This is a genomic window from Nocardiopsis lambiniae (genome assembly GCF_031845465.1).
Taxonomy (GTDB): domain Bacteria; phylum Actinomycetota; class Actinomycetes; order Streptosporangiales; family Streptosporangiaceae; genus Nocardiopsis; species Nocardiopsis lambiniae.
Map to the genome: position 1 here is coordinate 461,528 of NZ_JAVREP010000001.1, position 24,341 is coordinate 485,868.

Below are 24,341 nucleotides of genomic sequence, written 5' to 3' on the forward strand. Positions count from 1 at the left end.
CACGCAGGACCCACCGGTGCGGTCTGTCCGTCCCAGACCGCAACGCATCAGGGATCGTGCGACCCGTGCCCGAACATCTCCACCCCTGTGCCAGAGGGGTGATCCGAGGGGTTCGCGCCACGGGGCCGTGCGTCACCGGGACGATCACGCAAGACGATCGAGGAACCCGGCCCGACGCACTCGCATCTCATCAGGTGACGAGTTGATGTTCCGCACTCATATCGATGAGGGAGGACGGAGTGGAACAGGCCACACTCGTACGACGCACCATTGAGGATCAGAGCGCCCTGCCGACCCGGGAGCACCGTGAGAACGCGGTCCCGTTGCAGAGCCGCCCGCGCGAGGCCGCTGTCGGCCCCTACGCGCCGGTCGAACTGAGCCACGAGGAGATCGAGCTCCTCGCCGAGATCGCGACCGGTGTCACCACCGAGGTCGCGGCCCGGCACCTGGAGCTGAGCGCCCGCACGCTGCGTCGTCGCATCCGAAACATCTGCGACGTGCTCGGGGTCAACACGCCCATCGAAGCGGTCGTCTGGGCCGCCAGGCGGCAGCTGATCTGACGATCCGAACAGAATGAACCACCCCTCTCCCGGCCTCCGGTCGGGAGACCGACCACGGGCATGTCGGCCCGGCGCACATGGGACCCGCGTTCACCGGACAAGAGCGAGCCGGTGGGCCTCGGCGGGTCCCATGGGCATAGTCTGGTCCGGCTATGCCCGTTCGTCATGTACAGGTGCGGCGTGCCCGCACCGGCGATGTCTCCCACATCCGCCGCCTCGTCGACACCTACACCGCCGATCGGCGCGTGCTCTCCAAGAGCACGGTCAACCTCTACGAGGACGTCCAGGAGTTCTGGGTGGCCGAGGCGGAGATGGCCCACGACGATCCGGGCGCTCCGGAGACCGTCCGTCCCGAGACCGGCGAAGGACGCACCGAGCATCGCGTGGTGGGCTGCGGGGCCCTGCACGTCCTCTGGGAGGACCTGGCGGAGGTCCGCACCGTCGCGGTGGACCCCTCCCTCCGCGGTTTCGGTATCGGCCATCGGATCGTCGACGCCCTTCTGGACACCGCGCGCGGTCTGGGTGTGCGCCGTGTGTTCTGTCTGACATTCGAGACCGTTTTCTTCGCCCGCCACGGCTTCGCCCCGATCCAGGGGACACCGGTCTCGGCCCGGGTGTACGAGGAACTCCTGCGCTCCTATGACGAGGGCGTCGCCGAATTCCTCGACCTCGAACGCGTCAAACCCAACACGCTCGGGAACACGCGGATGCTCGTACACCTCCGCGATGGAGTCGAGAACACCGACGGCTAAAGGTTTTCACACTCTCTTGGGACCGCGTTCCCGCAATGTGATCCGCAAACGGACCGTGCGGCCGATCCCCTTGCCGGCCCTGGTGTCGACGATTGGGCACACCGGGTGGTATGGAAGTGGAAGAGGGAAGGTAATGTGTACCTGCGCCCGGTACCGACCGGACCCGCCGGAAGGAGTTCGGCGACGAGTTCGGTGGAGCACGGTGACGAAGGGTCGTGATTTCACCCGATCCGGTGACCGATGCGGTTCCTTCGTCACAGGACGCCGAAGCCCGGTCCGCATTGGCGCCGTCCGGTTTGCGGCCACGGCCCAGGTACCGTCTCGGTCAAAGCAGGGGATACGGTGTCTATGATGTCCGGTATGCGTTTGCCCGCCCCCTCGGGCGCCATCCCCCCGGGAGTGTCCCGACACTGAGTCGGGTATTTGCTGCAATAAGTAACAACCAGGAAGGGTGGCCTGCTTCGATGGGTGATTTTTTGTCCTCGGTGCTCCCCTCCGGTCTGCTCGACGTATTGTCGGCGCTCATCCCTCCGGTGGTCGTCGCCTTCGTGTTCTGCTACTTCATCATCAAGCTGCTGCGCCGTGAGATGGCGCCGCGCAGGATGGACGGAAGCCTGGTCGGCAAGGGTGCGCCCCATGCCTCCGGTGCCGCGGACGAGAGCACTCCGGTGACCCGGGAGACCGACGCCGTGAACGAGACGCCGATTGTCCGGAGCACGGAAGGCACCGAATCCGACGATCGTTGATACGGTGCTTGATCGATCGTATCCGGGGACCGGCTTCGACAAGCCGGTTCTTCGTGTGGGCACCCCACCGTCGAGCGGCCCGACCGCTCCGGTTCCCGCCGTCGATCCGAGGTCTCGACAGGTGATTTCCGGCACGTCGCCAATTGTGTTCCGCCTGGGCGCGAGATAGCTTTATATTCAGGTGTGAAGACACCGCTCTTCTGAAAGGTTTGATTCCATGGCACAGAAGGTCCAGGTTTTCCTGGTCGACGACCTCGACGGTGGCGAGGCCGAGGAGACGGTCACGTTCGGTCTGGACGGCTCCGTGTACGAAATCGACCTCAGTGCGAGTAATGCCGCCAAGCTTCGCGAGGCTCTTACTCCGTTCGTCGAGGCGGCCCGCAAGGCTTCGCCGAAGGCGGGTCGTGGCACCGGTCGTCGTACCGCGAGCCGGAATGCTCCCAGCCGTGAGCGCAGCGCCGAGATTCGCGCTTGGGCGAAGGCCGCCGGCAAGCCGGTCAATGAGCGCGGGCGTATCCCCGCGGCCATCGTCGCCGAATATGAGGCGATCAAGGGATAGTTCGCCTCGACCCCCGGTACGCCGAAATGTTGTCAGGTCTTGATCGAATTTCGACCGACGGCCTCCGGGGGCGGACCGATGTCATCGATCCCGTGCCGCACCGCGGCATCGCCGTGATGGGTTCCTCCCCGCCGCGACGGGGAATCGGGCGGAGGGACCGATGGACGGTCACGGGGTCGTGCGCCCCGTTCGGTTCGGACACGGGAACCGTGCCGGGCATCGGTGAGGACGCGTACCGCCCGCCGCTCGCGGGGGCGAGCCGGAATGATGTGCCGAACGCGATGGGTCCGGATCACCCACCGGACCGTCACGGTGGATCCCGAAGGTCCTCCAGAGGCCTCCGGCCATGGGATCACCGAGCGCTTTCCCGCCATTTCGCTTCCGGCTGAACAACGCGGAGGCTGTTCGCTGAGAGCCGATTATCCGGCCTGTACGAGCAACGACCCGGTCACTCCCGGCATGAAGGAGTGGCCGGGTCGTTCGCCTTCGGCGTACAGGGAAATCTGACGCCGCAATCGGTAGTTGGATGTTGGGTGAACGCCCTATCGTCGGGGAAAGTCTCTGGCACGGACGGCTCCGGCCGAACCGTGCGGAGATGTCCGTCCGCTCGGCAGCCGGTCGAACGGTTCGGACGGGTGCGACAGTGCTCCCCGGGGCGGTTATCCCTGTGGGGCCTATATGCGGAAGAGTCGGGTCGGTGGGAACCGGCCTTGCCTGACCGCTCTGTAGAGGAGCGACGAGACATGTTCGAGAGGTTTACCGACCGCGCGAGGCGAGTGGTTGTTCTGGCCCAGGAAGAGGCCAGGATGCTCAACCACAACTACATCGGTACGGAGCACATCCTGCTCGGCCTCATCCACGAGGGTGAGGGCGTCGCCGCCAAGGCTCTGGAAAGTCTCGGTATCAGCCTCGAAGCGGTTCGGCAGCAGGTCGAGGAGATCATCGGTCAGGGCCAGCAGGCGCCGTCGGGGCACATCCCCTTCACGCCGCGGGCCAAGAAGGTGCTGGAGCTGTCCCTGCGGGAGGCGCTCCAGCTCGGCCACAACTACATCGGGACCGAGCACATCCTGCTCGGCCTCATCCGCGAGGGCGAGGGCGTCGCCGCCCAGGTCCTCGTCAAGCTGGGCGCCGACCTCAACCGGGTCCGCCAGCAGGTCATCCAGCTGCTCCACGGCTACCAGGGCAAGGAGCCGCAGGCGACCACGGGCTCCTCGGAGTCCACTCCGTCCACCTCCCTGGTGCTGGACCAGTTCGGTCGCAACCTGACCCAGGCCGCGCGCGAGAGCAAGCTCGACCCGGTCATCGGTCGGGACAAGGAGATCGAGCGGGTCATGCAGGTCCTGTCCCGCAGGACCAAGAACAACCCGGTCCTCATCGGTGAGCCCGGTGTCGGTAAGACCGCCGTGGTCGAGGGCCTGGCCCAGAAGATCGTCAAGGGTGAGATCCCCGAGACGCTCAAGGACAAGCAGCTCTACACGCTCGACCTGGGCGCGCTGGTCGCGGGCAGCCGCTACCGCGGTGACTTCGAGGAACGCCTGAAGAAGGTCCTCAAGGAGATCCGCACCCGCGGCGACATCATCCTGTTCATCGACGAGCTGCACACGCTGGTCGGCGCGGGCGCGGCCGAGGGCGCGATAGACGCCGCCTCGATCCTCAAGCCCATGCTGGCCCGGGGCGAACTCCAGACCATCGGCGCGACCACCCTCGACGAGTACCGCAAGTACCTGGAGAAGGACGCCGCGCTGGAGCGCCGATTCCAGCCCATCCAGGTGGACGAGCCGACCATCACGCACGCCATCGAGATCCTCAAGGGTCTGCGCGACCGGTACGAGGCCCACCACCGGGTCTCCATCACCGACAGCGCCCTGGTGGCGGCGGCCAACCTCGCCGACCGCTACATCAGCGACCGGTTCCTGCCGGACAAGGCGATCGACCTCATCGACGAGGCCGGCTCGCGCATGCGCATCCGTCGCATGACCGCGCCGCCGGACCTGCGCGAGTTCGACGAGAAGATCGCCGGTGTCCGTCGGGACAAGGAGTCCGCGATCGACGCGCAGGACTTCGAGAAGGCCGCCTCGTTGCGCGACGACGAGAAGCAGCTGCTCACGAAGAAGGCGCAGCGGGAGAAGGAGTGGAAGGCCGGCGACATGGACGTCGTGGCCGAGGTGGACGAGGAGCTCATCGCCGAGGTCCTGGCCGCCTCCACCGGCATCCCGGTCTTCAAGCTCACCGAGGAGGAGAGCTCTCGGCTGCTGCGCATGGAGGACGAGCTGCACCGTCGGGTCATCGGCCAGGAGGACGCCATCAAGGCGCTCTCCCAGGCGATCCGGCGTACGCGCGCGGGTCTGAAGGACCCCAAGCGTCCCGGTGGTTCGTTCATCTTCGCCGGCCCGTCCGGTGTCGGTAAGACCGAGCTGTCCAAGACCCTGGCCGAGTTCCTGTTCGGGGACGAGGACGCGCTGATCCAGCTGGACATGTCCGAGTTCATGGAGAAGCACACGGTCTCGCGGCTGTTCGGTTCCCCGCCCGGGTACGTCGGCTACGAGGAGGGCGGCCAGCTCACCGAGAAGGTGCGCCGCAAGCCGTTCTCCGTGGTCCTGTTCGACGAGATCGAGAAGGCCCACAACGACATCTTCAACTCGCTCCTCCAGGTGCTGGAGGAGGGACGTCTCACCGACGCCCAGGGTCGCAACGTCGACTTCAAGAACACGGTCATCATCATGACGACCAACCTGGGCACCCGGGACATCTCCAAGGGCGTGGCCATGGGCTTCGCCAAGGAGGACGACGCCCAGACCAACTACGAGCGGATGAAGGCCAAGGTCGGCGAGGAGCTGAAGCAGAACTTCCGGCCGGAGTTCCTCAACCGTGTGGACGACATCATCGTCTTCCACCAGCTGACCGAGGGCGAGATCTTCCAGATCGTGGATCTGATGATCGCCGGCCTCGACAACCGGCTCAAGGAGCGGGACATGGGCATCGAGCTCCGTCCCAAGGCCAAGAAGCTGCTGTCGGAGCGGGGCTTCGACCCGGTCCTGGGCGCCCGGCCGCTGCGCCGGACGATCCAGCGGGAGATCGAGGACCAGCTCTCGGAGAAGATCCTGTTCGGCGACCTCAAGTCCGGACAGATCGTCGTGATCGACACCGACGGCGAAGGCACCGACGCCAAGCTCACCTTCAAGGGTGTGCCGAAGCCGGCGGCGGTCCCGGACACCCCGGAGGTCGAGGAGTCGGCCGCCGGTAAGACCGAGTAGCCGCACCCGTACGGCACGGGGGCGTCCCTTCGGGGGCGCCCTCTTCGTCGTTCCCACCCCCTCCCCGAAAGAAGCGGAGCGGTTAGGGTGCGAGTGTGAATCAGCCCTTTGATCCCCGGAACCAGGGGCCGCAGCCCCCCGCCCACGGCCACCTCGGACCGGCCGGGCCACCGCAGGGACCGCCACCGCCCGGTGGGTACGGTCCGCCACCGCCGGGCGGGTACGGTCCGCCACCGCCGGGCGGGTACGGTCCGCCGCCGCCCGGTGGGTACGGCCCGCAGCCCGGAGGACACGGACCGCCCTGGCCCCCGCCGAAGAAGTCGCCCGTCGGCCTGATCATCGGCGTGGTCGCCGGTGCCCTGGTGCTCCTGCTGCTCGTCGCCGGCGGCGCGGTGTGGTACCTCTCGTCCTCCGGCGCGGGCGACTCCGCCGACGGCACGGCCGCGGGGGAGGAGATCCTCACCTTCGAGGGTCTGGAGCCCGATCACGTGGAGCCGGGAGAGGTCGTCGACTACGACATGTTCCCCCCGGCGGGCGGTCCGCACTATCCGACCTGGCAGAACTGCGGTGTCTACACCGAACCGCTGCGCGCGGAGTTCGCCGTGCACTCGCTGGAGCACGGGGCGGTGTGGATCACCTACGACCCGTCGCTGTCGCCTGACGAGGTCGCGATCCTGAAGGACCTGTACACCCCCGGCGACTACCTGGTGATCAGCCCCATGGAGGGCCTTCCCTCCCGGGTCGTGGCCTCGGCGTGGGGCTCGCAGATCCACCTGGACGATCCCGCCTCCCCGGCCCTGACCGAGTATCTGCGCGGATACGTCCAAGGGCCGAACACCCCCGAGCCCGGCGCCCCGTGCAGCGGGGGGATCTCCGAGACCGAGGCCGAGGTGGAGGCGATCCTGGAGGAGGAGGGGACCACCACCACCTGAACCCGTTCAGGACGGCAGCGCGTAGCGGCCGTCCTCCAGCGGGTCCACCAGGCCGTCGACGACCAGTGCGTCCAGGGCGCGCTCACGTTGCACGTGGTCGTCCCACACGACGTCCAGCGCGTTCTTGGGCACCGGGTCCGCCGAGGCGCGCAGCACGGCCAGCAGCAGCCCGCGGACCTGGCGGTCGGTGCCCGCGTAGGTCTGTCCGCGCCGGGGCGGTCCGCTGTGCGCGGGCCGCCCCGCCGCCGTCCAGGCGCACTGGTTCGCGATGGGGCAGTCGACGCACGCGGGGGAGCGGGCGGTGCACACGAGCGCGCCGAGTTCCATGACGGCCACGCCCCAGCGGGCGGCGACCGACGCCTCGGGCGGCAGCAGGGACTCGGCGAGGGCCGTCTCGGCCTTCGTCTGGGTTTTCGGCGGGTACTCGATGCCGGTTTCGGCTCTGGCCAGGACCCGGCGCACATTGGTGTCCAGAATGGCGTGGCGTTGCCCGAAAGCGAAGCTCGCGACGGCAGCGGCCGTGTACACGCCGACGCCGGGAAGGGACAACAGGGTCGCGTGATCGTCGGGGACGACGCCGTCGTGCTCCTCGGTGATGACCGTCGCGCAGGCGTGCAGGCGCAGTGCCCGGCGCGGGTAACCGAGTCGATCCCACATCCTGACGGCCTCGCCCGGTGCGTCTTTCGCCAGGTCGGCCGGGGTGGGCCAGCGTTCCGTCCAGGCCTTCCAGGCGGGCAGCACCCGCACGACGGGGGTCTGCTGGAGCATGATCTCGCTGACCAGGATCGACCACGGCGATGCGTCGGGCGCTCGCCAGGGGAGGTCGCGGGCGTTGGCCTCGTACCAGGCCAGAACGGCGGTGCTGTAAGGGTTATCGCTCATCTTTAAACCGGAGATCGGCGGGTTGAGTAGGTGGCGTGGCCGCAAAACCGCAATACTACGGGCCATGGCGTCAAGTACCGGACATCCCGTCAGCCGCGAGACCTACTGGAAGCGGCGCGCCTTCGTGCTGGCCGGGGCCATGTTGCTGCTCGCTCTGATCGCCTTCGCCTGTCGGCCGGGCGCGGACGAGGGCGAACCGACCCGGTCCGAAGCGGGCGTCGACAACGAGGCCTCCCCCAGTGTGGCACCGGAGGATCCCTCCGCGTCCCCGAGCGGGGAACCCGAGGAGGATCCCTCCGAGGCGGACGCCTCGCCCAGCGGGGATCCCGAGCCCTCCGACGACCCCTCGGACGCCGAGGGCGGCGGTGGAGGCGGCGGTGGAGGCTCCGGCGGCGGCGAGGCGGACGCGCCGAAGCGCCCCGAGGACGCCTGCCGCCCGCAGGACGTGGTGGTCACCTTCGACTTCGCCGAGAAGGACAAGGAGATCTACGGGTCGGGCGCGAAGCCGGCCTTCGAGGTCACCGTGGTCAACACCGGCGAGCAGACCTGCACCGTCGACGTGGGCGGCGAGTCGATGGAGGTGCGCATCCACTCCGGTGACGACCGCATCTACTCGTCCGCGGACTGCGCGGACGGCGAGACCCGCGAGGACCGCCAGTTGAGCCGGGGCGTGCCGCACGAGTTCACGGTCACCTGGGACCGGGTGCGCTCCTTCGCCGACTGCCGCGACGGCAAGCCGGACGCCAAGCCCGGCTGGTACCGCGCCAACCTGCACGGGGACTACGTGGGCTCGGTCTCCCAGCTGGTGTTCCAGCTCAAGGGCTGACCCGGACACCCGAAACTCGAACACGGACGGCACTCATTTGATTACTATGAGTGTCGTCCGTGTTCTTATGTCAGGGAGCCCTCGTGAAACGACTCGCCGTCCTCGGTCTCGCCCTCGTCGCCGCACTCGCCCCGGCGACGGCTTCGGCCGAGCGCCACTCCGTCCGTTACGTCCTGACCATCACCGACGGGTACACCGGCGACTACATCGGCGACCGCTCCGTGGTCACCCTGAACTGCGACCCGGCCGGCGGCACCCACCCCGAGGCCGAGGCGGCCTGCGCCGCCATCGCCGAGGCCGGGTCGATCAAGGAGATCACCCCCACCGAGGGCTTCTGCACGATGGAGTACCGTCCGGTCACCGTCACCGCCGGCGGCGCCGAGAACTTCGAGAGGACCTACGGCAACCGATGTGAGCTGAGCCTGGCCAAGGGAGTGGTCTTCGCCTTCTGAGGGGACCGGACGTCGACCTCAGCCGCGTCGGCGGGCGACCCGCATCAGGGCCTCGCTCAGTTCCTCCACCTCGTGCACGCGGATGCCCGGGATCGGGTCGCCGAAGTGCTTGGGAACGATCGCCTCGGTGAAGCCCAGGCGTTGGGCCTCCGCCACCCGGCGGCGGGCGCCCGCCACCGTGCGCACGTCGCCGGCCAGACCCACCTCGCCGACGACGATCAGCCCTCGGGGTAGGGCGACGTCGTTGTGGGAACCGCCCGCGGCCATCGCCAGGGCCAGGTCGATCGCCGGTTCGGTGAGGCGCACACCGCCCACCGTCGAGGCGTACACGTCCAGGTTGGCGAGCTTCATCCCGGTGCGCTTCTCCAACACCGCCAGGATCATGTTCACCCGCGAGGTGTCCAGACCCGAGGTGGCCCGACGGGGCGCGGGCAGGGGAGTGGGGGCCACCAGGGCCTGCACCTCGGCGATGATCGGTCGCCGCCCTTCCAGGGCCACGGTGATGCAGGTGCCCGGGACCGGATCGGTGCGCTCGGTGAGGAAGAGCCCGCTCGGGTCGGCCAGGCCCACGATGCCGCTCTCGGTCAGCTCGAAACAGCCGATCTCGTCGGTGGGGCCGTAGCGGTTCTTGACCGCCCGCAGCAGGCGCAGCTGGGAGTGGCGTTCGCCCTCGAAGTGCAGGACCACGTCCACCAGGTGCTCCAGCAGTCGGGGGCCCGCGATGGAACCGTCCTTGGTCACGTGACCGACCAGGACGGTGGCGATCCCGCGTTCCTTGGCGATCTGGATGAGCGCCCCGGTGACCTGCCGTACCTGGGTGACACCACCGGGGACGCCGCTCGTGTCGGGGGACATCATGGTCTGCACCGAGTCGACGATGATCAGACCCGGGCCCACCGCGTCCACGTGCGAGGCCACGGTGGCGATGGAGGTCTCCGCCGCGAGGTACAGCTTGTCCGACAGGGCCCCCAGGCGTTCGGCGCGCAGCCGCACCTGGCCGGCGGACTCCTCGCCGGTCACGTACAGGACGGGCCCGGCCTGGGCCCGTTTGGCGGCCACCTCCAGCAGCAGCGTGGACTTGCCGACCCCCGGCTCCCCGGCCAGCAGGACCACACCGCCCGGGACGGCGCCGCCGCCCAGCACCCGGTCCAGCTCGTCGATGCCGGTGGGCACGGCCTCCGCGCTCTCCACGCTGATCTCGGTGATCGGGCGGGCGCGGGAGGTCACCGCGGCGGGGGCGACCGCCATGGGCGCCGGGGCGCCGGCCTCCTCGACGGTCCCCCACGCCTGGCACTCCCCGCAGCGCCCCACCCACTTGAGGCTGGTCCAGCCGCACTCGGCGCACCGGAACATCGTCTTCGCTTTGGCCATGTCCGACACGCTAACGCCTCCGGGAGACGCTCCAGGTGGGAGCGGTGGAGCCTGGGGACGCCACAGGAAAGTTACCTACGGGTTAGGACACTTTCCGTGAAGGTCGTGTTACAGAATCCTTAGGGTCCGAACCTCCGCACCCCCCGCTCACCGAAGAGGAGACCCGCGTGCCCCGCACCGACACGCCGTCCATGTCCCCCGTTCCCCCGGTTCCCACGGAGAAGTCCGCGATGACGCGACGCTCCCGGAAGATCGCCCTGGCGGCGGTCGCCGCGCTGGGCCTGTCCCTGGTCGCCGTCCCCGCCGCCGCCGAGGAGGCGGCCGACTTCGGGCACTACGTCGCCCTCGGCGACTCCTTCACCTCCGGTCCGCTCATCCCGCCGTACGCGCCCGGCTCCGACCCCCGCTGCCTGCGCTCCTCGGCCAACTACGCCCAGCTCACCGCCGATCGCCTCGGGGTGGCCTCGTTCACCGACGCCAGCTGTTCGGGCGCGGTCACGGCCGACCTCCGCGAGTCCCAGCACCGTGGGGTGGCCCCGCAGTTCGACGCCCTCACCCCGGACACCGACCTGGTGACGGTGGGGATCGGCGGCAACGACTTCGGGTTCTCGGAGGTCTTCACCACCTGCGCCAAGCGCAGTCTGGAGAACCCGCTGGGCAACCCCTGCGAGCGCTACTACGGCGACGAACTGGAGCAGCGGGTCGAGGACCTGCGCGACGAGATCTCCGGGGTGTACGGGGAGATCGCCGAGCGCAGCCCCAACGCGACCGTGCTCGCGGTGGGCTACCTCCAGATCCTCCCCGAGAGCCGGGGGTGCTGGCCCCGCGAGCCGATCGCCCGCGGCGACGTGCCCTTCCTCGACGGGGTGCAGAACGCGCTCAACGCGATGATCGCGGAGGAGTCCACCGCCCGGGGCGCGACCTTCGTCGACGTCCTGGAGCGCGGTCACGACATCTGCTCGCCCGCCTCCCAGCGCTGGGTGGAGGGCCTGATCCCGGAGAACTCCGCCGCCCCCGTGCACCCCAACGCGGCGGGCATGGCCGCCACCGCCGATCGCGTCGCCGGCGCCCTCGGGCTGCCCGCCGAGGTCGCGTAGCACGAGCCGCCACGGTGCGTGACCGGAGTGATCGAGGTGATGGTCGGTTAATCCCTCCCTGGCCTGGTTTCGGCACCTTCTGTAAAGCATGCTTTACCTTTTTTGGATACCGATTAGACTACGGAGAGTGACTTCTTGTGGTGTCTGTGTGACGAATGAAGTGCGTCGAGGCGGACCGACCCGCGTCACGGTGACGTGGACGCCCCGGCGAACCGATTCGTCATGTGGAGGACCACCGTTATGCGACTACCGCGACAGCACGAGCGAACGCAGGCCTGTCGTCCCACGGGACCGGGGCGACAGGCCACGTCCTCCCGGCGCGCTCGGAGAGGAAGGCGCCGGCTCACCGTCGCCGCCCTCGCCGCCGCGCTGACGCTCGGCACCGCGTCGGTGCCCGCGCACGCCGCGCCACCCGCCGAGGCCGAACGCGTCCACCAGTTGTCCTCCTCCGCCGCGGAGAAGGCGATCGACGCCGCCGAGTCCCAGAAGGGGACCCCCTACTCCTGGGGAGGCAGCAGGCCCGGAGGCTTCGACTGCTCCGGTCTCGTCCAGTGGTCGTTCAAACAGGCCGGGGTGAGCCTGCCCCGCGTCGCGCACGACCAGGTCCGCTCCGGCACCCGCGTCAGTTACGCCAACGCCAGGCGCGGTGACCTTCTCTACTGGGCCGACAGCGGCGGTTACGCCTACCACGTCGCCATCTACCTCGGCGGGGGCCGCATGATCGACGCGCCCCGATCGGGCGACCGCGTCCGTGAGCGGGACGTCACCCGCTACAACCTCGCCGGAGCCGTGCGGCTGTGACGCCGCGCTCGCCGGCCGCGCGTTCGACGCCGACGGCCGCGAGCACCCGCCCTCCCGGGGGGTGACCCCGGCGGCCCGCACCCCTGGACCGGGTGCCCTCAGTACCTCCGCCACCAGAGATTGATCGCGTAGTCCACCGTCGTACCCGGGTGCGCCGCGATGATCTCCTCCGCCAGTGCCGGAGGGAACTCGATCCCCACCACCGCCTCGAAGGCGCGGCGGTCGGTGAAGTCCCAACGCATCGTCAGGGCCTCACGCTCGAAACCGTGGGAGGACCAGAACCGCTCGACGGAGACCGGGTCGTACGACGGCAGAGACCGTCGGAACCAACCGCCGAACGTGGAGCGGGTCGCGTCGTTGTCGATCACGAAGGCGACCCCTCCGCGTCGCATCACCCGGTCCAACTCGACCAGCCCGGGTTCGCAGCCGGGACCGAAGAAGTAGGCCCAGCGGGCGTGCGCGATCTCGACGACGGAGTCGGGAACGGGCAACCGCTGGGCCACTCCGCCCAACACCTCGACCCCGGGCAGGCCCGCCACACGGGCCCGCGCCCGCGCCGCCAACGCCGGATGGGGCTCCACCCCGGTCACCCGCGCCGCGCGGCCGGCGAACCGGGGCAGGTGGAAACCGGTACCGCATCCGATGTCCAGCACCCGGGCCCCGGACATCGGACGGATGCGCTCCATCGCCGTCTCGATGACCCGATCCGGGTCCACTGCGAGATTCTCCAGCTCATAGACGTCGGGGTGACGCCAGATGTTCGGACTGGGAACGGCTTCCACGGGGATCATGACCGACGAGCGTACCGGCGCCGCGCCACGTTCACACGACGGCTACGCACAAGGCGCTCCCGAGCGCATACCCTGTCCACGTGAGCGCTATCCAGGTACCAGACGCGCCCGTCGTCCTCTCGACGGCATCGGTCTACCCTGAGAAGACACCGGCCGCCTTCGAGATCGCCGCCAAACTGGGGTACGACGGCATCGAGGTGCTCGTCTCCTCCGACCCGGCGAGCCAGGACATCGACCTGCTCAGGCGGCTCTCCGACTACCACCAGGTCCCCGTCACCGCGGTCCACTCGCCCTGCCTGGTCCTCACCCAGCGCGTGTGGGGGCGCGAACCCTGGGGCAAACTCGTCCGCTCCAAGGAGATGGCCGAGGCCCTGGGGGCCAAGACCATCGTGGTCCACCCCGCCTTCCGCTGGCAGCGCGACTACGCCCGTGATTTCGAGATCGGCGTCGCCCGCATGCAGGAGGAGACCGACGTCGTGTTCGCCGTCGAGAACATGTACCCGGTGCGCGTGCGCGACCGCGAGGTCGTCCCCTACGCGCCGAGCTGGAACCCCCTCGACCGCGACTACGCCGACGTCACCCTCGACCTGTCGCACACCGCGATGTCCGGCTCGGACGCCATGGACATGGCCAAACGCCTGGGGGACCGGCTCTCCCACATCCACGTGGCCGACGGTTTCGGCGGGCAGAACCTCGACGAGCACCTCATCCCCGGCCGTGGCCGCCAGCCCGTCGCCGAGCTCCTGGAGTACCTGGCCGGCGGTGGTTTCGAGGGGCAACTGGTGCTGGAGGTGAGCACCCGCAAGGCGCCGGACCGGCAGGCCCGCATGCGGGAGCTGGCCGAGGCGCTGGCCTTCACCCGGCTGCACTTCGCCCGCCCGGCCGAACCCGCCGCCCACCCTCGCGATCGACGGGAGCGGATCGCCCTGTTGCGCCGTCGCCCGACCGCCCCGCCGCGCCTGTTCGAGGTGGACTCCACCGGAACGGTCGGCGACACCGGCGAGGAACGCTGACGCCCCCGGATTCCACGGTGTGAGACGCGGTGTCCGTGCGGGTGCCCGGGGGCGGCTAGCTTTGAGAGGGACCGCAGAGAGGACCCTTTTCATGATCGCGATCATCGGCGCAGGGAAGATGGGCGAGGCGTTGCTCGCCGGGATGTTGACCAAGGGCCACGCGCCGGAGGACGTCCTCGTCACCGAGCCGCGCGAGGAGCACGCCGCCGAACTGCGCGCCCGCTACCGGGTGGAGGTCGTGCCCGCGGTTGACGCGGCCAAGCGCGCCGACACGCTGCTGCTGGCACTCAAACCGCAGGACATGGTCGCCCTGCTGGACGAGATCGCCCCGCGTCTGGCCCCCGGCCGACTCGTCATCTCGGTCGCCGCCGGACTCACCACCGCCGTGATGGAGGATCACCTGCCCCCGGGCACCCCGGTGGTCCGGGCCATGCCCAACACCCCCGCCCTCATGGGGCAGGGGATGACCGCCATCGCGGGCGGGGCCCACACCGAGGCCGCCCACCTGGAGCGCGCCGAAGCGCTGCTGGCCACCGTCGGCGAGGTGATCCGGGTCGGCGAGCAGCACATGGACACCGTCACCGCGATCTCCGGCAGCGGGCCGGCCTACTTCTACTTCATCGCCGAGACGATGATCGAGGCCGGCGTCGCCATGGGGATGCCGCGCGCCACCGCGCAGAAACTCGTGGGGCAGACCATCACCGGCGCCGCCGCCATGCTCAACGACTCGGGGGAGCACCCCGTGGTCCTGCGCGAGGCGGTCACCTCGCCGGGCGGGACCACCGCGGCGGCGTTGCGGGAACTGGAGCGGCACGGCGTGCGCACCGCGTTCACGGACGCGATCGAGGCCGCCCGGGACCGGAGCAACGCCCTTTCCGGGAACTGAGGGGACACCCGCTCCACGGTGCTGAGATGCGCCGTCAGGACGGTCGGTTCCGGTCGAATGTGGCCGGAAACGGTCGGACTGCGCGAAGGGGTCGTCCGGGTACATGGATAGTGTCAAAGGGAGGGCGGGAACGCCCTCGGAAGGCCCTGCCGTCTCCCAGGAGGCAGGGCCGCCTCCCCCGTCCACCCGACCCCAGGGCCTTTCATGAGTTCTCCCCCTTCGTCCCCAGACCCCTCCCGCCCGCCGGGTGGTCCCGTTCCCCCGTCCGGCGGACCTCCGCCCGCAGGGAACCGGTCCGGCGGCCCGCCCTCCGGTCCGCAGACGGGTGGCAACACCCCCTACGGTGGTACGCCCGCTCCGGGTACCCCGGCCGGCGGCCGGCCCTCCGGTCCGCCGAGCGGTGGCAACACCCCCTACGGTGGTACGCCCGCTCCGGGTACCCCGGCCGGCGGCCCGCCCTCCGGTCCGCAGACGGGTGGCAACACCCCCTACGGTGGTGACCCGTACGGCGGTACGCCCGCCGGCGGGATGTACTCCGGTGGCATGCCTCCCGGAGGCCCGAACGGGCCCGGCGCCCCGATGGGACCCGGCGGTCCCGGTGGCCCCGGCGCCCCGATGGGCCCCGGTGGTCCCGGCGGTCCGTTCGGCCCGCCGTCCGGCCAGTTCGGTCCGCCCCCGCCCCCTCCTCCGCGGCCCAAGCGCCTCGGTCTGTTCGCCTCTCCCAGCGCCGTGCGGACCGGGGCCCTCAACGCCTCCGGTCTCGGTATCGGCTACCTCCGCCTCAAGCAGTGGCCGTTCTTCGTCGCGGCCCTCATCATCACCGTCGGCCTGCTGATCACCGCGGCCTTCGTCGGCGCCGCCGACAACCTTCTGCTGTGGGTCCCCATCTTCCTGGTGTGGTTCCTCGCCGCCGCCCTGCACGGCCTCTTCGCCGGCCGTTCCCACGACGAGCGGCTCCTCGCCCAAGGGGGCACCCCGCCCCGGGGGGCACTGCCGATCCTCACCGCGGGCGGTCTGGTCGTGGCCCTCCTCGTCGCGCTCACCTCCGTGTGGCAGCTCGGCGAGTGGCGTCTGCGGGTCGCCGACGCCACCCACGCGCGCGGCGACTGCGGCACCTCCGAGGCGGTGGCCGGGTACCACGCCGTCGAGGACTTCTTCCAGTTGTCCTTCTCCTCCTCCTTGATGGAGCGGGCGAGGGCCGGCGTCGCCGCCTGCGAACTGCTCGATCGGGCCCAGGACGACGTCGTGGCCGAGGACTACGAGCAGGCCCTCGACGCCTACGCGACCTACTTCGAACACCCCGCCGCCCGTTGGCAGGACACCGACGGCGAGGTCGCCGACATCCACCTGTCCTACGCGACGGACCTGGCCGAGACCGCCGACGCCGAGTTCTCCGGCTCGGTCACCCCCGAGTACAGCGACGCCATGACACGGGCCCAGGAGATCTTCTCGATCATCCCGGTCGACTACGAGGGCACCGAGGCGGCCGGGCAGGTGCCCCAGGCCCTCACCGACCTCTACGAGACCGGCACCAACCGATTGGGCTCGGACTGGTGCACGGGGCTGGAGCAGATCGACGTCCTCCGGGACCTCGACTGGAGCGCCGCACCCGAGGTCACCGAGCGCATCGACGGCGATCGGCCCGAGGCCGTCCTCGAATGCGGCTGGGCGTCCGTGGACGCCCAGGAGTTCGACCACGCCGACGACATGGTCGAGATCCTCGAAGCCGAGTACACCGAGTACGAGGCCAAGGACGTCGAGAAGATGGTCACCCACATCGGTGCCGGTCGCATCGAGTTGGAGATGGACACCCTGACCATCCTCGGTGACAGCGCGCTGGACGCCACCCCCACGGCGAGCTCCGGCAACGACAAGTTCGTCTTCGAACTCGTCAACCACTCGCCGTACGACCTGCGCTTCCTCTACGTCGGACCCGACAAGGTCCACGGCGAGGTCGTCGCGGACGCCTGCGACGACTGCGACGTCTACGAGCCCGGCTCGCCGCCCTCCCAGGACGCCTGTTTCGGTGAGGGCGAGACCCTGGAGGTCGAACTCGACCCGGGCGAGTACCGGATCGTCATCGCCTACAGCGACCCGCTCACCCGCCCCTCGGAGGGCACGGTGAAGCTGAAGGGCGGCGATCTCTCGTCGAGCTGCTACTTCGTCACCTCGGGGAGCTAGCGGGCGCCGCCCTCGCTGGCGCGGCGGAGCGGGCGTGCGCTCGACACGCCCCGGCACCCGGACAACGGACGGGCCGGTGCGGGAACCCCCGCACCGGCCCGCCCCGTCGGTGGGACCCCGGGGTTCGTGGCACACCCCGCACTTGCGTACTGTGTGCTTCGGAGCACGTACACCTGAAACGGGGGTCACCGACATGGGAGGGCGCACGTCCTGCTCGCTTCGGGTGGCATGGGACGACGGGTTGACCGCCTACGACTTCGGGCCACAGCACCCGATGGCACCGATCCGGGTCGAGCTGACCATGGCGCTCGCCCGGGGACTCGGGGTCCTCGACGCCCCCGGGGTGTCCCTCCTGGACGTCGAACCCGCCTCCGACGAACTCCTGTCGCTGGTGCACGACCGCTCCTACATCGAGGCGGTCAAACGGGCCGGGCGCACCCTCGAACCCGATGACGCCCACATGCTCGGCACCGCCGACAACCCCGTCTTCAAGGACATGCACGACGCGGCGGCGCTCATATCGGGCGCCTCCGTCGCCGCCGCCAAGGCCGTGTGGACCGGCGACACCGCCCACGCCGCCAACATCGCGGGCGGACTGCACCACGCGATGCCCGGCAACGCCTGGGGTTTCTGCGTCTACAACGACCCGGCCCTGGCCATCGCCTGGTTACTGGAGCAGGGTGCCAAGCGGGTCGCCTACGTCGACATCGACGTCCACCACGGTGACGGCGTCCAGCGCGCCTTCTACAACGACCCCCGAGTGCTCACCATCAGCCTCCACGAGTCGCCGGCGACCCTGTTCCCGGGCACCGGTCAGGCCGGCGAGACCGGCGGGCCCGCCGCCGAGGGGTACTCGGTCAACGTCGCCCTGCCCGCGGGCACCGGCGACACCGGCTGGCACCGGGCCTTCGACGCGGTCGTCCCGCCGCTGCTGCACGAGTTCCAGCCGGAGATCCTCGTCACCCAACAGGGCTGCGACACCCACGCCCTCGACCCGCTCGCCAACCTGACGCTGAGCATCGACGGCCAGCGACGCGCCTACGCCGAACTGCACAAGCTCGCCCAGCGCACCGCGGGCGGCCGTTGGGTGCTGTTCGGCGGTGGCGGGTACGGCCTGGTCCACGTCGTGCCCCGGGCCTGGACCCATCTGCTCGGGGAGGCGGCCGGCCTGCCCATCGATCCGGACACCGAGACGCCGCGGTCCTGGCGTGACTTCGTCCGGGAACGGACCGGGGAACTGGCCCCCCTGTACATGACCGATGGCCGCGAGGTGACCTTCGCGCCCTTCGAAGAGGGGTACGACCCCGGAAACCCGGTCGATCGCGCCATTCACGCGACCCGGACCGCGGTGTTCCCCAGCCACGGCATCGACCCCAGCCTCTGAAGACACCCTTTCGTTCCGATCCCTTCCTTTATCGGACCCGATGTCCGTGATCCCGGTATCGTTTCCGGGGGAGTGATGTCGCTCGATGGGACCGGGGGTGAATTCCCCAGGGGTGGGGCGTGGTGTGCGTCCAGCGGGTAGGAAGAGGTTGAATACCGGGCGAACGGGAGCAGGCGTCGTGGTGGCCGCACGGCGTGTCACGTGTTCGCCCCGACGAGGAAGGGGAACACCTGGTGACGCCGCCGACACGTGCTGAACTCATCTCCCATCTGGTGCGAACGGGGATCGCCGGACACGTCGACACCTCGCGTCAGAACAACCTTCGGCATTACCGGCGCCTCGTCCAGAAGGACCCCTACCACCAGTTCGGTCTCACCTTCTCCCATGATTGGACCTTCTCCGAGGTCCTGGCGCTCATGAACAAACGGTGCGGGGTGGTCGGCGACGAGGAGTACGTCTGGGGGATCGACACCATCGACCCCGACCTCACGGTCGACGCCCTGGAGGCCGTCGCCGACCGGCTGGCCCTGGCCGCCGAACGCCGCGAGCGGATCCTGTTCGCCACGGGACACCCGAACAAGCTCCAGGGGACCTACCGGGTATGGAAGGACGCCCTCTCCGCCCGGGGGTGTCCGGTCGTCACCGCCGCCGCCCGCGGCTACACCTACGAGGTGACCACCGAACGGCCGCCCAATCGGCGCTTCGTGGTGTGGCGGGACGAGATCGCCATCGTCACGGACGGACACCTGGCCCGACACAGCCACCACCCGTTCGCCATGCGCGCCATCCTCGGGGACCTCTCCGACCGCGGTGAGCCATGGCCGCAGTTGGTCATCGCGGATCACGGGTTCGCGGGTGCGGCAGGGGAGGCGGGAGTGCCGACGCTGGGGTTCGCGGACTGCAACGACCCCGCGCTCTTTCTCGCCGAGCACGAAGGAAAACTACTGGTCACGGTCCCTTTGGATGATGGTTATCTCACCGAGGACTACGCGCCGCTGCGGGATTACGTTCTCTCCCGATCCGGTCTCTCCTGAGGTGTGGCGACCATTTATACCCACTGTTAAACCTCATCGGACGCGCCCTCCGGGTATTGCCCGGAAGAAGCCGCTGACGGCCTTTCGCAGACGGGAACTCCGCTCTACTCTGAAAACGGACGTGTCAGTAGTGACAGCATGACACGCCGGCGTGGCGTTGGGACGGGCACATACCGGGGTCGCTCCTCCGGGCGTCACGTTGGGCTGAACGGTAGGCAATACTCACGTCCGGGAATGAGGGCGTCGGAAGATGAACGGGAGCAAGCCGCCTCTCGAAGAGGTCAGGTTCTTGACCGTGGCGGAGGTCGCCACGATCATGCGAGTGTCCAAGATGACCGTGTACCGAATGGTGCACTCGGGAGTTCTCCCCGCGATTCGCGTGGGGCGTTCCTATCGTGTCCCCGAACGGGCCGTGCACGACTACCTCCGCGAGGCTTTCGTCGAGGCGGGCTGATCGGGAACGGCCTGACCGGGACGGGTGCACACCCTCCCGGTCGGCCGCTCGATCGCGAGGGGCGGAGGCCCCGCGCCCCCACGGGTGATCCGCCTCTCGCGACGAGCCCCCTCCCACCAGGGGCGTACGGCTCTTGTGGCGGGGTGAAGGAACGGGCCTCAGGGCGTCTACTACACTTTGTCGTTGTTGTAGTCCGCCCTGTTCACACCCCGTTCGCGAGGTCACCTCGATGCCCAGTGCCAGTACCGGTGCGCGGCCCCTTCACGCCGTGACGCGCCTCGCCGTGGCCACGGTGGCCGCCGTACTCGCCCTCACCGGATGCGCCGGTGGCAACGAGATCGAGACGGGCGGCGAAGACGACCGCTTCATCTCCGGAGACGGCAGCGCCACCGCCTTCTCCACCGACGAACGCGTCGAGGCCCCCGACTTCTCCGGCACCACCCTCGACGGTGACGAACTCTCCCTGGCCGACTACGAGGGACGGATCCTCGTCCTCAACGTGTGGGCCAGCTGGTGCGGCCCCTGCCGTACCGAACAACCCGTCCTGGACGAGGTGAACACCGAGTACGCCGACCTGGGCGTCGACTTCCTCGGCGTCAACATCAAGGACGACGACACCGCCGCCCGCGCCTACCTGGACAACAAGAGCGTCGAGTACCCGAGCCTGTACGACCAGCCCGGTGAGGTGCCCCAGGCGTTCCGGGGGACGGTCCCGCCCCGGGCCATCCCCAGCACCCTCGTCATCGACCCCGACGGACGCATCGCGGCCCGGGTCATCGGCCCCACCACCTACGGTCAGCTCACCGGCCTGGTGAACACCCTGGTCGTCGAGTACGACTTCGGCGACCCGGAGGAACGACCGCGCGTGGCCGAGCAGGAGGCCCGGGAGCGCGAGGACGAGGGGGCCGGGGACACCGCCACCCCGTCGGCCTCGCCGAGCCCCGAAGAGGACGACGCCTGATGGACCCCGTCGGCACCACCGTCCTCACCGGGTCCCTCCTCCTCGCCGCCCCGCTGGCGCTCGCCGCGGGGCTGGTCTCCTTCCTCTCCCCGTGCGTGCTCCCCCTGGTCCCCGGCTACCTGTCGTACGTGACCGGGATGAGCGCCGCCGACGTGCGTCAGCGCACGTCGGTCGGCGGCGGGACCGCCACCCTCGCCGACATCGACGACGAACTCGCCGCGCGCCGCTGGACCATGGTCACCGGCAGCGTGCTGTTCATCGCCGGCTTCACACTGGTGTTCGTCGCGGTCGGCGGCTTCATCGGCTGGCTCGGCGACATCCTGGTGGAGTACACCGACCCCATCACCCGAGGCCTGGGCGTGCTGACGATCGTGCTGGGCCTGGCCTTCATGGGCGTCCTGCCCGGCTTCGCCCGTGAGTTCCGCTTCCACCGGCTTCCCAAGGCCGGCCTGGTGGGAGCCCCCCTGCTCGGGGTGCTCTTCGGACTCGGCTGGACCCCCTGCATCGGACCGACCCTGGCGGCGGTGCAGACCCTGGCCTTCGTCGAGGGCGGCGCCGGTCGCGGTATGTTCCTCTCCCTGGTCTACTGCGTCGGACTGGGCCTGCCGTTCATCGTCGCCGCGCTCCTCTACCGCAAGGCGCTCACCGCCTTCGGCCACCTCAAGCGCCACACCCGCACGGTCACCGTGATCGGCGGAGCCATGCTCGTCCTGGTCGGCCTGGCGATGGTGACCGGTCTGTGGACCCAGTGGACCATCACCATGCAGGGCTGGGCCGCCGACTTCCAGACGGTGATCTGATGAGTACGACCACGACCGACACGAACGCGCCCGCCGAGGGAAGGGTGGGGGAGGGGCCCAGGGGACTGGGGCCGCTCGGCTGGCTCCGCTGGGCCTGGCGCATCCTCACCTCGATGCGCACCGCGCTGATCCTGCTGTTCCTGCTCGCGGTCGGCGCCATCCCCGGTTCGATCCTGCCGCAGAACGTGGTCAGCGTCGACGAGGTCACCGCCTACACCAGGGAGAACCCCGAACTGGCCTCATGGCTGGACCGGTTCCACCTCTTCGACGTCTTCTCCTCGCCCTGGTACGCGGCGATCTACCTGCTGCTGTTCGTCTCGCTGGCCGGATGCGTCATCCCGCGCGCGCTCGTCCACGCCCGCGCGGTGCGCGCCCGTCCGGTGCCCACCCCGCGCAACCTGGGCCGGATGCCGTACGCGGCGAGGTTCGGCACCGACGCCGCCCCCGAGACGGTCCTCGCCGAGGCGCGGCGGGTGCTCAAGCGCTACCGGGTGGAGGGGTACGACGACTCCGTCTCCGCCGAGACCGGCTACCTGCGCGAGGCGGGTAACGTCCTGTTCCACCTCGCCCTGCTCGGCCTGCTCGTGGCGCTGGCCGCCGGCTCGTTCTTCGGCTACCGGGGCAACATGCTCCTCGTCGAGGGCGACGGGTTCGCCAACACGCTGCCCTCCTACGACGCGATCTACCCCGGTCACTGGACCGACATGGACGGGATCGCCCCCTTCACCATCCACCTCGACGACTTCGAGGCCACGTTCATCGAGGACGGGAACCTGCGCGGTCAGGCCGCGTCCTACGTCGCCGACATCACCTACACCGAGGAGCCGGGCGGGCCGGAACTGACCCACCGGCTGGAGGTCAACCACCCGCTCAGCGTCTCCGGCGCGCAGGTCTACCTGCTCGGCCACGGGTACGCGCCCGAGTTCGTCGTGCGCGACGCCGACGGCGGCGTGGCCTTCGACCAGGCCGTGCCGTTCCTGTACCGGGACACCGCCGGCTTCGTGTCCGACGGCGTGGTGAAGGCCCCCGACGTGGGGGAGGAGGACGAACAGCTGGGCTTCGTCGGTGTCTTCCTGCCGTCCGCGGCCGAGACCCCCGACGGTGAGCTCACGTCGAGCTTCCCCGGTGCCGTCAACCCGCGGGTCACCCTGGAGGGGTACCGCGGGGACCTGGGGATGCGCGAACCGCAGTCGGTCTACCAGCTGCGCACCCAGGGCATGGAGTCGGTCGGCTCCTCTCCGGTGATGGAGATCGGTGACGTCTGGGAACTGCCCGACGGTGCCGGGTCCATCGAGTTCGCCGGCTACAAGGAGTACATCAGCCTCCAGGTCAACCGGGACGGAGCCCGCCTGCCCGCGCTCATCACCGCGGCCACCGCCGTCGGCGGCCTGCTGCTGACCCTGTTCATCCGCCCGCGCCGGGTGTGGGTGCGGGCCGTCCGAGGCGCGGACGGCCGCACCCGGGTGGAGCTGGCCGGGCTCGGCAAGACCGAGGCCGCCGGCGACAACGCCGAGTTCCACGAGATCACCACAGAGCTTGCCGGACGACTTCGGAACGAGTCGGACGACAACCCCCAGAACCCTTCCGACACGAGGAGTGACCGGTGACGTACACTCTCGCCGCGCCGGTGAACGAGACCATGGCGTCGGCCAGCGACACGCTGGTCATCGCCATGATCGTGACCTACGCCGCGGCCCTGTTCCTGTTCGCGATCGAGGCCGCCTACGGGCGACGGACCAAACTGAGGGCGGGCCGGTTGATGCCGGTCGGCGCCGGAGCGGTCGACGGGGGCTTCGCGGACGACATCGAGGTCAACGTCCGCACCACCGAGGGCGAGGCCAGGGCCTCCCAGAGCGTGCTGGGCCGGATCGCCCTGGGCGTGACCGCCCTCGGCTTCCTCATGGGCCTCGCCCAGATCATCACGCGGGGCGTGGCCGCCGGGCGCTGGCCCTGGGGCAACATGTTCGAGTTCGTGGTGGCGATGTGCCTGGTCGCGGTGGGCGTGCTGCTGTTCGCCTCGTTCCGCTACCAGGCCCGCTTCCTGGGCGCGTTCGTCCTGGTCCCGGTGCTGATCCTGCTGGGCATCGGCGTCAAGTGGCTGTACGTCGACCCCGGTCCGCTCATCCCGGCCCTGCACTCCTACTGGGTGCCGATCCACGTCACCGCCGCGATCCTGGCCGGCGGCGCGTTCATGGTCTCCGGTGTCACCGGCGTCATGTACCTGATCTCGCACCGCACCGAGGTCAAGCGGGCCCAGGGAGAAGAGGTCGTCGGCATCGCCGGCCGGCTGCCCGCGCCGGAGCTGCTGGACCGCATCTCCCACCGGCTCATCCTGTTCGCGTTCCCGCTGTGGACCTTCGGCATCATCGCCGGATCGATCTGGGCCGACGAGGCCTGGGGCCGGTTCTGGGGCTGGGACCCCAAGGAGGTCTGGTCGTTCATCTCCTGGGTGATCTACGCGGCCTACCTGCACGCCCGGGCGACCGGTGGTTGGCGCGGCCCCAAGGCGACGTGGATCAACGTGCTGGGCTTCGCGACGATCCTGTTCAACTTCTTCGCGGTGAACTACATGTTCAGCGGTCTGCACTCCTACGCCTGACCGCGC

At 69.6% G+C, this 24,341-nt stretch carries 23 protein-coding genes; 20 read left to right on the top strand and 3 right to left on the bottom strand.

Annotated features, from left to right (window positions below; translation table 11 throughout):
- The first annotated feature begins 239 nt into the window (after window positions 1–239).
- The 6 genes from RM479_RS02070 to RM479_RS02095 all read left to right on the top strand — a co-directional run bounded on the left by RM479_RS02070 (window position 240) and on the right by RM479_RS02095 (window position 6,803).
- Entirely contained in the window at window positions 240–560 is a 321-nt protein-coding gene (locus tag RM479_RS02070) for a LuxR C-terminal-related transcriptional regulator (RefSeq protein WP_311510001.1), read from the top strand.
- Window positions 561–712: 152 nt separating this feature from the next.
- A complete protein-coding gene (locus RM479_RS02075; RefSeq protein WP_311510002.1) occupies window positions 713–1,312 on the top strand; it encodes an amino-acid N-acetyltransferase in 600 nt (199 codons plus the stop codon).
- Window positions 1,313–1,776: 464 nt separating this feature from the next.
- Entirely contained in the window at window positions 1,777–2,058 is a 282-nt protein-coding gene (locus RM479_RS02080) for a hypothetical protein (RefSeq protein ID WP_311510004.1), read from the top strand.
- Window positions 2,059–2,275: 217 nt separating this feature from the next.
- Complete coding sequence (locus tag RM479_RS02085; protein ID WP_274810063.1) at window positions 2,276–2,617, top strand: histone-like nucleoid-structuring protein Lsr2; 342 nt, start codon at window positions 2,276–2,278, stop codon at window positions 2,615–2,617.
- 743 nt (window positions 2,618–3,360) lie between these two features.
- Window positions 3,361–5,871: an ATP-dependent Clp protease ATP-binding subunit gene (locus RM479_RS02090; protein WP_311510006.1), complete on the top strand. Its 2,511-nt coding sequence runs from the start codon at window positions 3,361–3,363 to the stop codon at window positions 5,869–5,871.
- 344 nt (window positions 5,872–6,215) lie between these two features.
- Entirely contained in the window at window positions 6,216–6,803 is a 588-nt protein-coding gene (locus tag RM479_RS02095; protein ID WP_311510007.1) for a DUF3105 domain-containing protein, read from the top strand.
- Window positions 6,804–6,809: 6 nt separating this feature from the next.
- Here the strand turns inward: RM479_RS02095 and RM479_RS02100 are convergent, their stop codons facing one another.
- Window positions 6,810–7,685, bottom strand: a complete 876-nt coding sequence (locus RM479_RS02100; protein WP_311510008.1) for an HhH-GPD family protein — start codon at window positions 7,683–7,685, stop codon at window positions 6,810–6,812.
- Between the two features lie 64 nt (window positions 7,686–7,749).
- On the opposite strand from RM479_RS02100, the gene RM479_RS02105 reads away from it, so the two are divergent.
- Window positions 7,750–8,511 carry a hypothetical protein gene (locus RM479_RS02105; protein ID WP_311510010.1) on the top strand — a complete coding sequence of 254 codons (762 nt, stop codon included), beginning with the start codon at window positions 7,750–7,752 and terminating at the stop codon, window positions 8,509–8,511.
- An 83-nt stretch (window positions 8,512–8,594) separates the two neighbouring features.
- Window positions 8,595–8,963, top strand: coding sequence for an SSI family serine proteinase inhibitor (locus RM479_RS02110; protein ID WP_311510012.1), 369 nt, complete (start codon window positions 8,595–8,597; stop codon window positions 8,961–8,963).
- Window positions 8,964–8,981: 18 nt separating this feature from the next.
- Here RM479_RS02110 and radA read toward each other — a convergent pair whose 3' ends face one another.
- Window positions 8,982–10,334 carry a DNA repair protein RadA gene (gene radA, locus RM479_RS02115; RefSeq protein WP_274810058.1) on the bottom strand — a complete coding sequence of 451 codons (1,353 nt, stop codon included), beginning with the start codon at window positions 10,332–10,334 and terminating at the stop codon, window positions 8,982–8,984.
- 230 nt (window positions 10,335–10,564) lie between these two features.
- On the opposite strand from radA, the gene RM479_RS02120 reads away from it, so the two are divergent.
- Window positions 10,565–11,431 carry an SGNH/GDSL hydrolase family protein gene (locus RM479_RS02120; RefSeq protein WP_311510013.1) on the top strand — a complete coding sequence of 289 codons (867 nt, stop codon included), beginning with the start codon at window positions 10,565–10,567 and terminating at the stop codon, window positions 11,429–11,431.
- Between the two features lie 240 nt (window positions 11,432–11,671).
- Window positions 11,672–12,232 carry a C40 family peptidase gene (locus tag RM479_RS02125; RefSeq protein WP_311510015.1) on the top strand — a complete coding sequence of 187 codons (561 nt, stop codon included), beginning with the start codon at window positions 11,672–11,674 and terminating at the stop codon, window positions 12,230–12,232.
- A gap of 98 nt (window positions 12,233–12,330) precedes the next feature.
- Here the strand turns inward: RM479_RS02125 and RM479_RS02130 are convergent, their stop codons facing one another.
- Window positions 12,331–13,023 (bottom strand): class I SAM-dependent methyltransferase, encoded by a 693-nt coding sequence (locus tag RM479_RS02130; protein ID WP_311510016.1) that lies wholly within the window; start codon window positions 13,021–13,023, stop codon window positions 12,331–12,333.
- A gap of 80 nt (window positions 13,024–13,103) precedes the next feature.
- Between RM479_RS02130 and RM479_RS02135 the strand changes: the two genes are divergently transcribed.
- The 10 genes from RM479_RS02135 (at window position 13,104) to ccsB (ending at window position 24,335) form a co-directional block, all read left to right on the top strand.
- Entirely contained in the window at window positions 13,104–14,036 is a 933-nt protein-coding gene (locus RM479_RS02135) for a sugar phosphate isomerase/epimerase family protein (protein ID WP_274810054.1), read from the top strand.
- 91 nt (window positions 14,037–14,127) lie between these two features.
- The gene (proC, locus tag RM479_RS02140) at window positions 14,128–14,922 is read left to right on the top strand and encodes a pyrroline-5-carboxylate reductase (RefSeq protein ID WP_311510017.1); all 795 of its coding nucleotides are present in this window, start codon (window positions 14,128–14,130) and stop codon (window positions 14,920–14,922) included.
- 729 nt (window positions 14,923–15,651) lie between these two features.
- Window positions 15,652–17,103 (top strand): DUF1109 domain-containing protein, encoded by a 1,452-nt coding sequence (locus tag RM479_RS02145; RefSeq protein ID WP_311510018.1) that lies wholly within the window; start codon window positions 15,652–15,654, stop codon window positions 17,101–17,103.
- 223 nt (window positions 17,104–17,326) lie between these two features.
- Complete coding sequence (locus RM479_RS02150) at window positions 17,327–18,487, top strand: acetoin utilization protein AcuC (RefSeq protein WP_311510019.1); 1,161 nt, start codon at window positions 17,327–17,329, stop codon at window positions 18,485–18,487.
- 233 nt (window positions 18,488–18,720) lie between these two features.
- Entirely contained in the window at window positions 18,721–19,521 is an 801-nt protein-coding gene (locus tag RM479_RS02155; RefSeq protein WP_311510417.1) for a phosphatase, read from the top strand.
- A gap of 250 nt (window positions 19,522–19,771) precedes the next feature.
- The gene (locus RM479_RS02160) at window positions 19,772–19,975 is read left to right on the top strand and encodes a helix-turn-helix domain-containing protein (protein WP_013155995.1); all 204 of its coding nucleotides are present in this window, start codon (window positions 19,772–19,774) and stop codon (window positions 19,973–19,975) included.
- A 268-nt stretch (window positions 19,976–20,243) separates the two neighbouring features.
- Complete coding sequence (locus RM479_RS02165; protein WP_311510024.1) at window positions 20,244–20,936, top strand: TlpA family protein disulfide reductase; 693 nt, start codon at window positions 20,244–20,246, stop codon at window positions 20,934–20,936.
- Entirely contained in the window at window positions 20,936–21,736 is an 801-nt protein-coding gene (locus tag RM479_RS02170; RefSeq protein WP_311510025.1) for a cytochrome c biogenesis CcdA family protein, read from the top strand. The genes RM479_RS02165 and RM479_RS02170 overlap by 1 nt, the downstream gene beginning before the upstream one ends.
- Entirely contained in the window at window positions 21,736–23,343 is a 1,608-nt protein-coding gene (gene resB / locus RM479_RS02175) for a cytochrome c biogenesis protein ResB (RefSeq protein WP_311510026.1), read from the top strand. Before RM479_RS02170 ends, resB begins: the two co-directional genes overlap by 1 nt.
- Entirely contained in the window at window positions 23,340–24,335 is a 996-nt protein-coding gene (gene ccsB, locus RM479_RS02180; protein WP_311510027.1) for a c-type cytochrome biogenesis protein CcsB, read from the top strand. Before resB ends, ccsB begins: the two co-directional genes overlap by 4 nt.
- The last annotated feature ends 6 nt before the right edge of the window (window positions 24,336–24,341 follow it).

Excerpts from the sequence above, each read along its gene's own strand:
- RM479_RS02105 (WP_311510010.1), top strand. The coding sequence starts at position 7,750 with ATGGCGTCAAGTACCGGACATCCCGTCAGCCGCGAGACCTACTGGAAG.
- RM479_RS02130 (WP_311510016.1), bottom strand. The coding sequence starts at position 13,023 with ATGATCCCCGTGGAAGCCGTTCCCAGTCCGAACATCTGGCGTCACCCC.
- RM479_RS02075 (WP_311510002.1), top strand. The coding sequence starts at position 713 with ATGCCCGTTCGTCATGTACAGGTGCGGCGTGCCCGCACCGGCGATGTC.
- RM479_RS02160 (WP_013155995.1), top strand. The coding sequence starts at position 19,772 with ATGAACGGGAGCAAGCCGCCTCTCGAAGAGGTCAGGTTCTTGACCGTG.
- proC (WP_311510017.1), top strand. The coding sequence starts at position 14,128 with ATGATCGCGATCATCGGCGCAGGGAAGATGGGCGAGGCGTTGCTCGCC.
- RM479_RS02100 (WP_311510008.1), bottom strand. The coding sequence starts at position 7,685 with ATGAGCGATAACCCTTACAGCACCGCCGTTCTGGCCTGGTACGAGGCC.
- RM479_RS02080 (WP_311510004.1), top strand. The coding sequence starts at position 1,777 with ATGGGTGATTTTTTGTCCTCGGTGCTCCCCTCCGGTCTGCTCGACGTA.
- RM479_RS02170 (WP_311510025.1), top strand. The coding sequence starts at position 20,936 with ATGGACCCCGTCGGCACCACCGTCCTCACCGGGTCCCTCCTCCTCGCC.
- RM479_RS02120 (WP_311510013.1), top strand. The coding sequence starts at position 10,565 with ATGACGCGACGCTCCCGGAAGATCGCCCTGGCGGCGGTCGCCGCGCTG.
- RM479_RS02090 (WP_311510006.1), top strand. The coding sequence starts at position 3,361 with ATGTTCGAGAGGTTTACCGACCGCGCGAGGCGAGTGGTTGTTCTGGCC.
- resB (WP_311510026.1), top strand. The coding sequence starts at position 21,736 with ATGAGTACGACCACGACCGACACGAACGCGCCCGCCGAGGGAAGGGTG.
- RM479_RS02125 (WP_311510015.1), top strand. The coding sequence starts at position 11,672 with ATGCGACTACCGCGACAGCACGAGCGAACGCAGGCCTGTCGTCCCACG.
- RM479_RS02085 (WP_274810063.1), top strand. The coding sequence starts at position 2,276 with ATGGCACAGAAGGTCCAGGTTTTCCTGGTCGACGACCTCGACGGTGGC.
- radA (WP_274810058.1), bottom strand. The coding sequence starts at position 10,334 with ATGGCCAAAGCGAAGACGATGTTCCGGTGCGCCGAGTGCGGCTGGACC.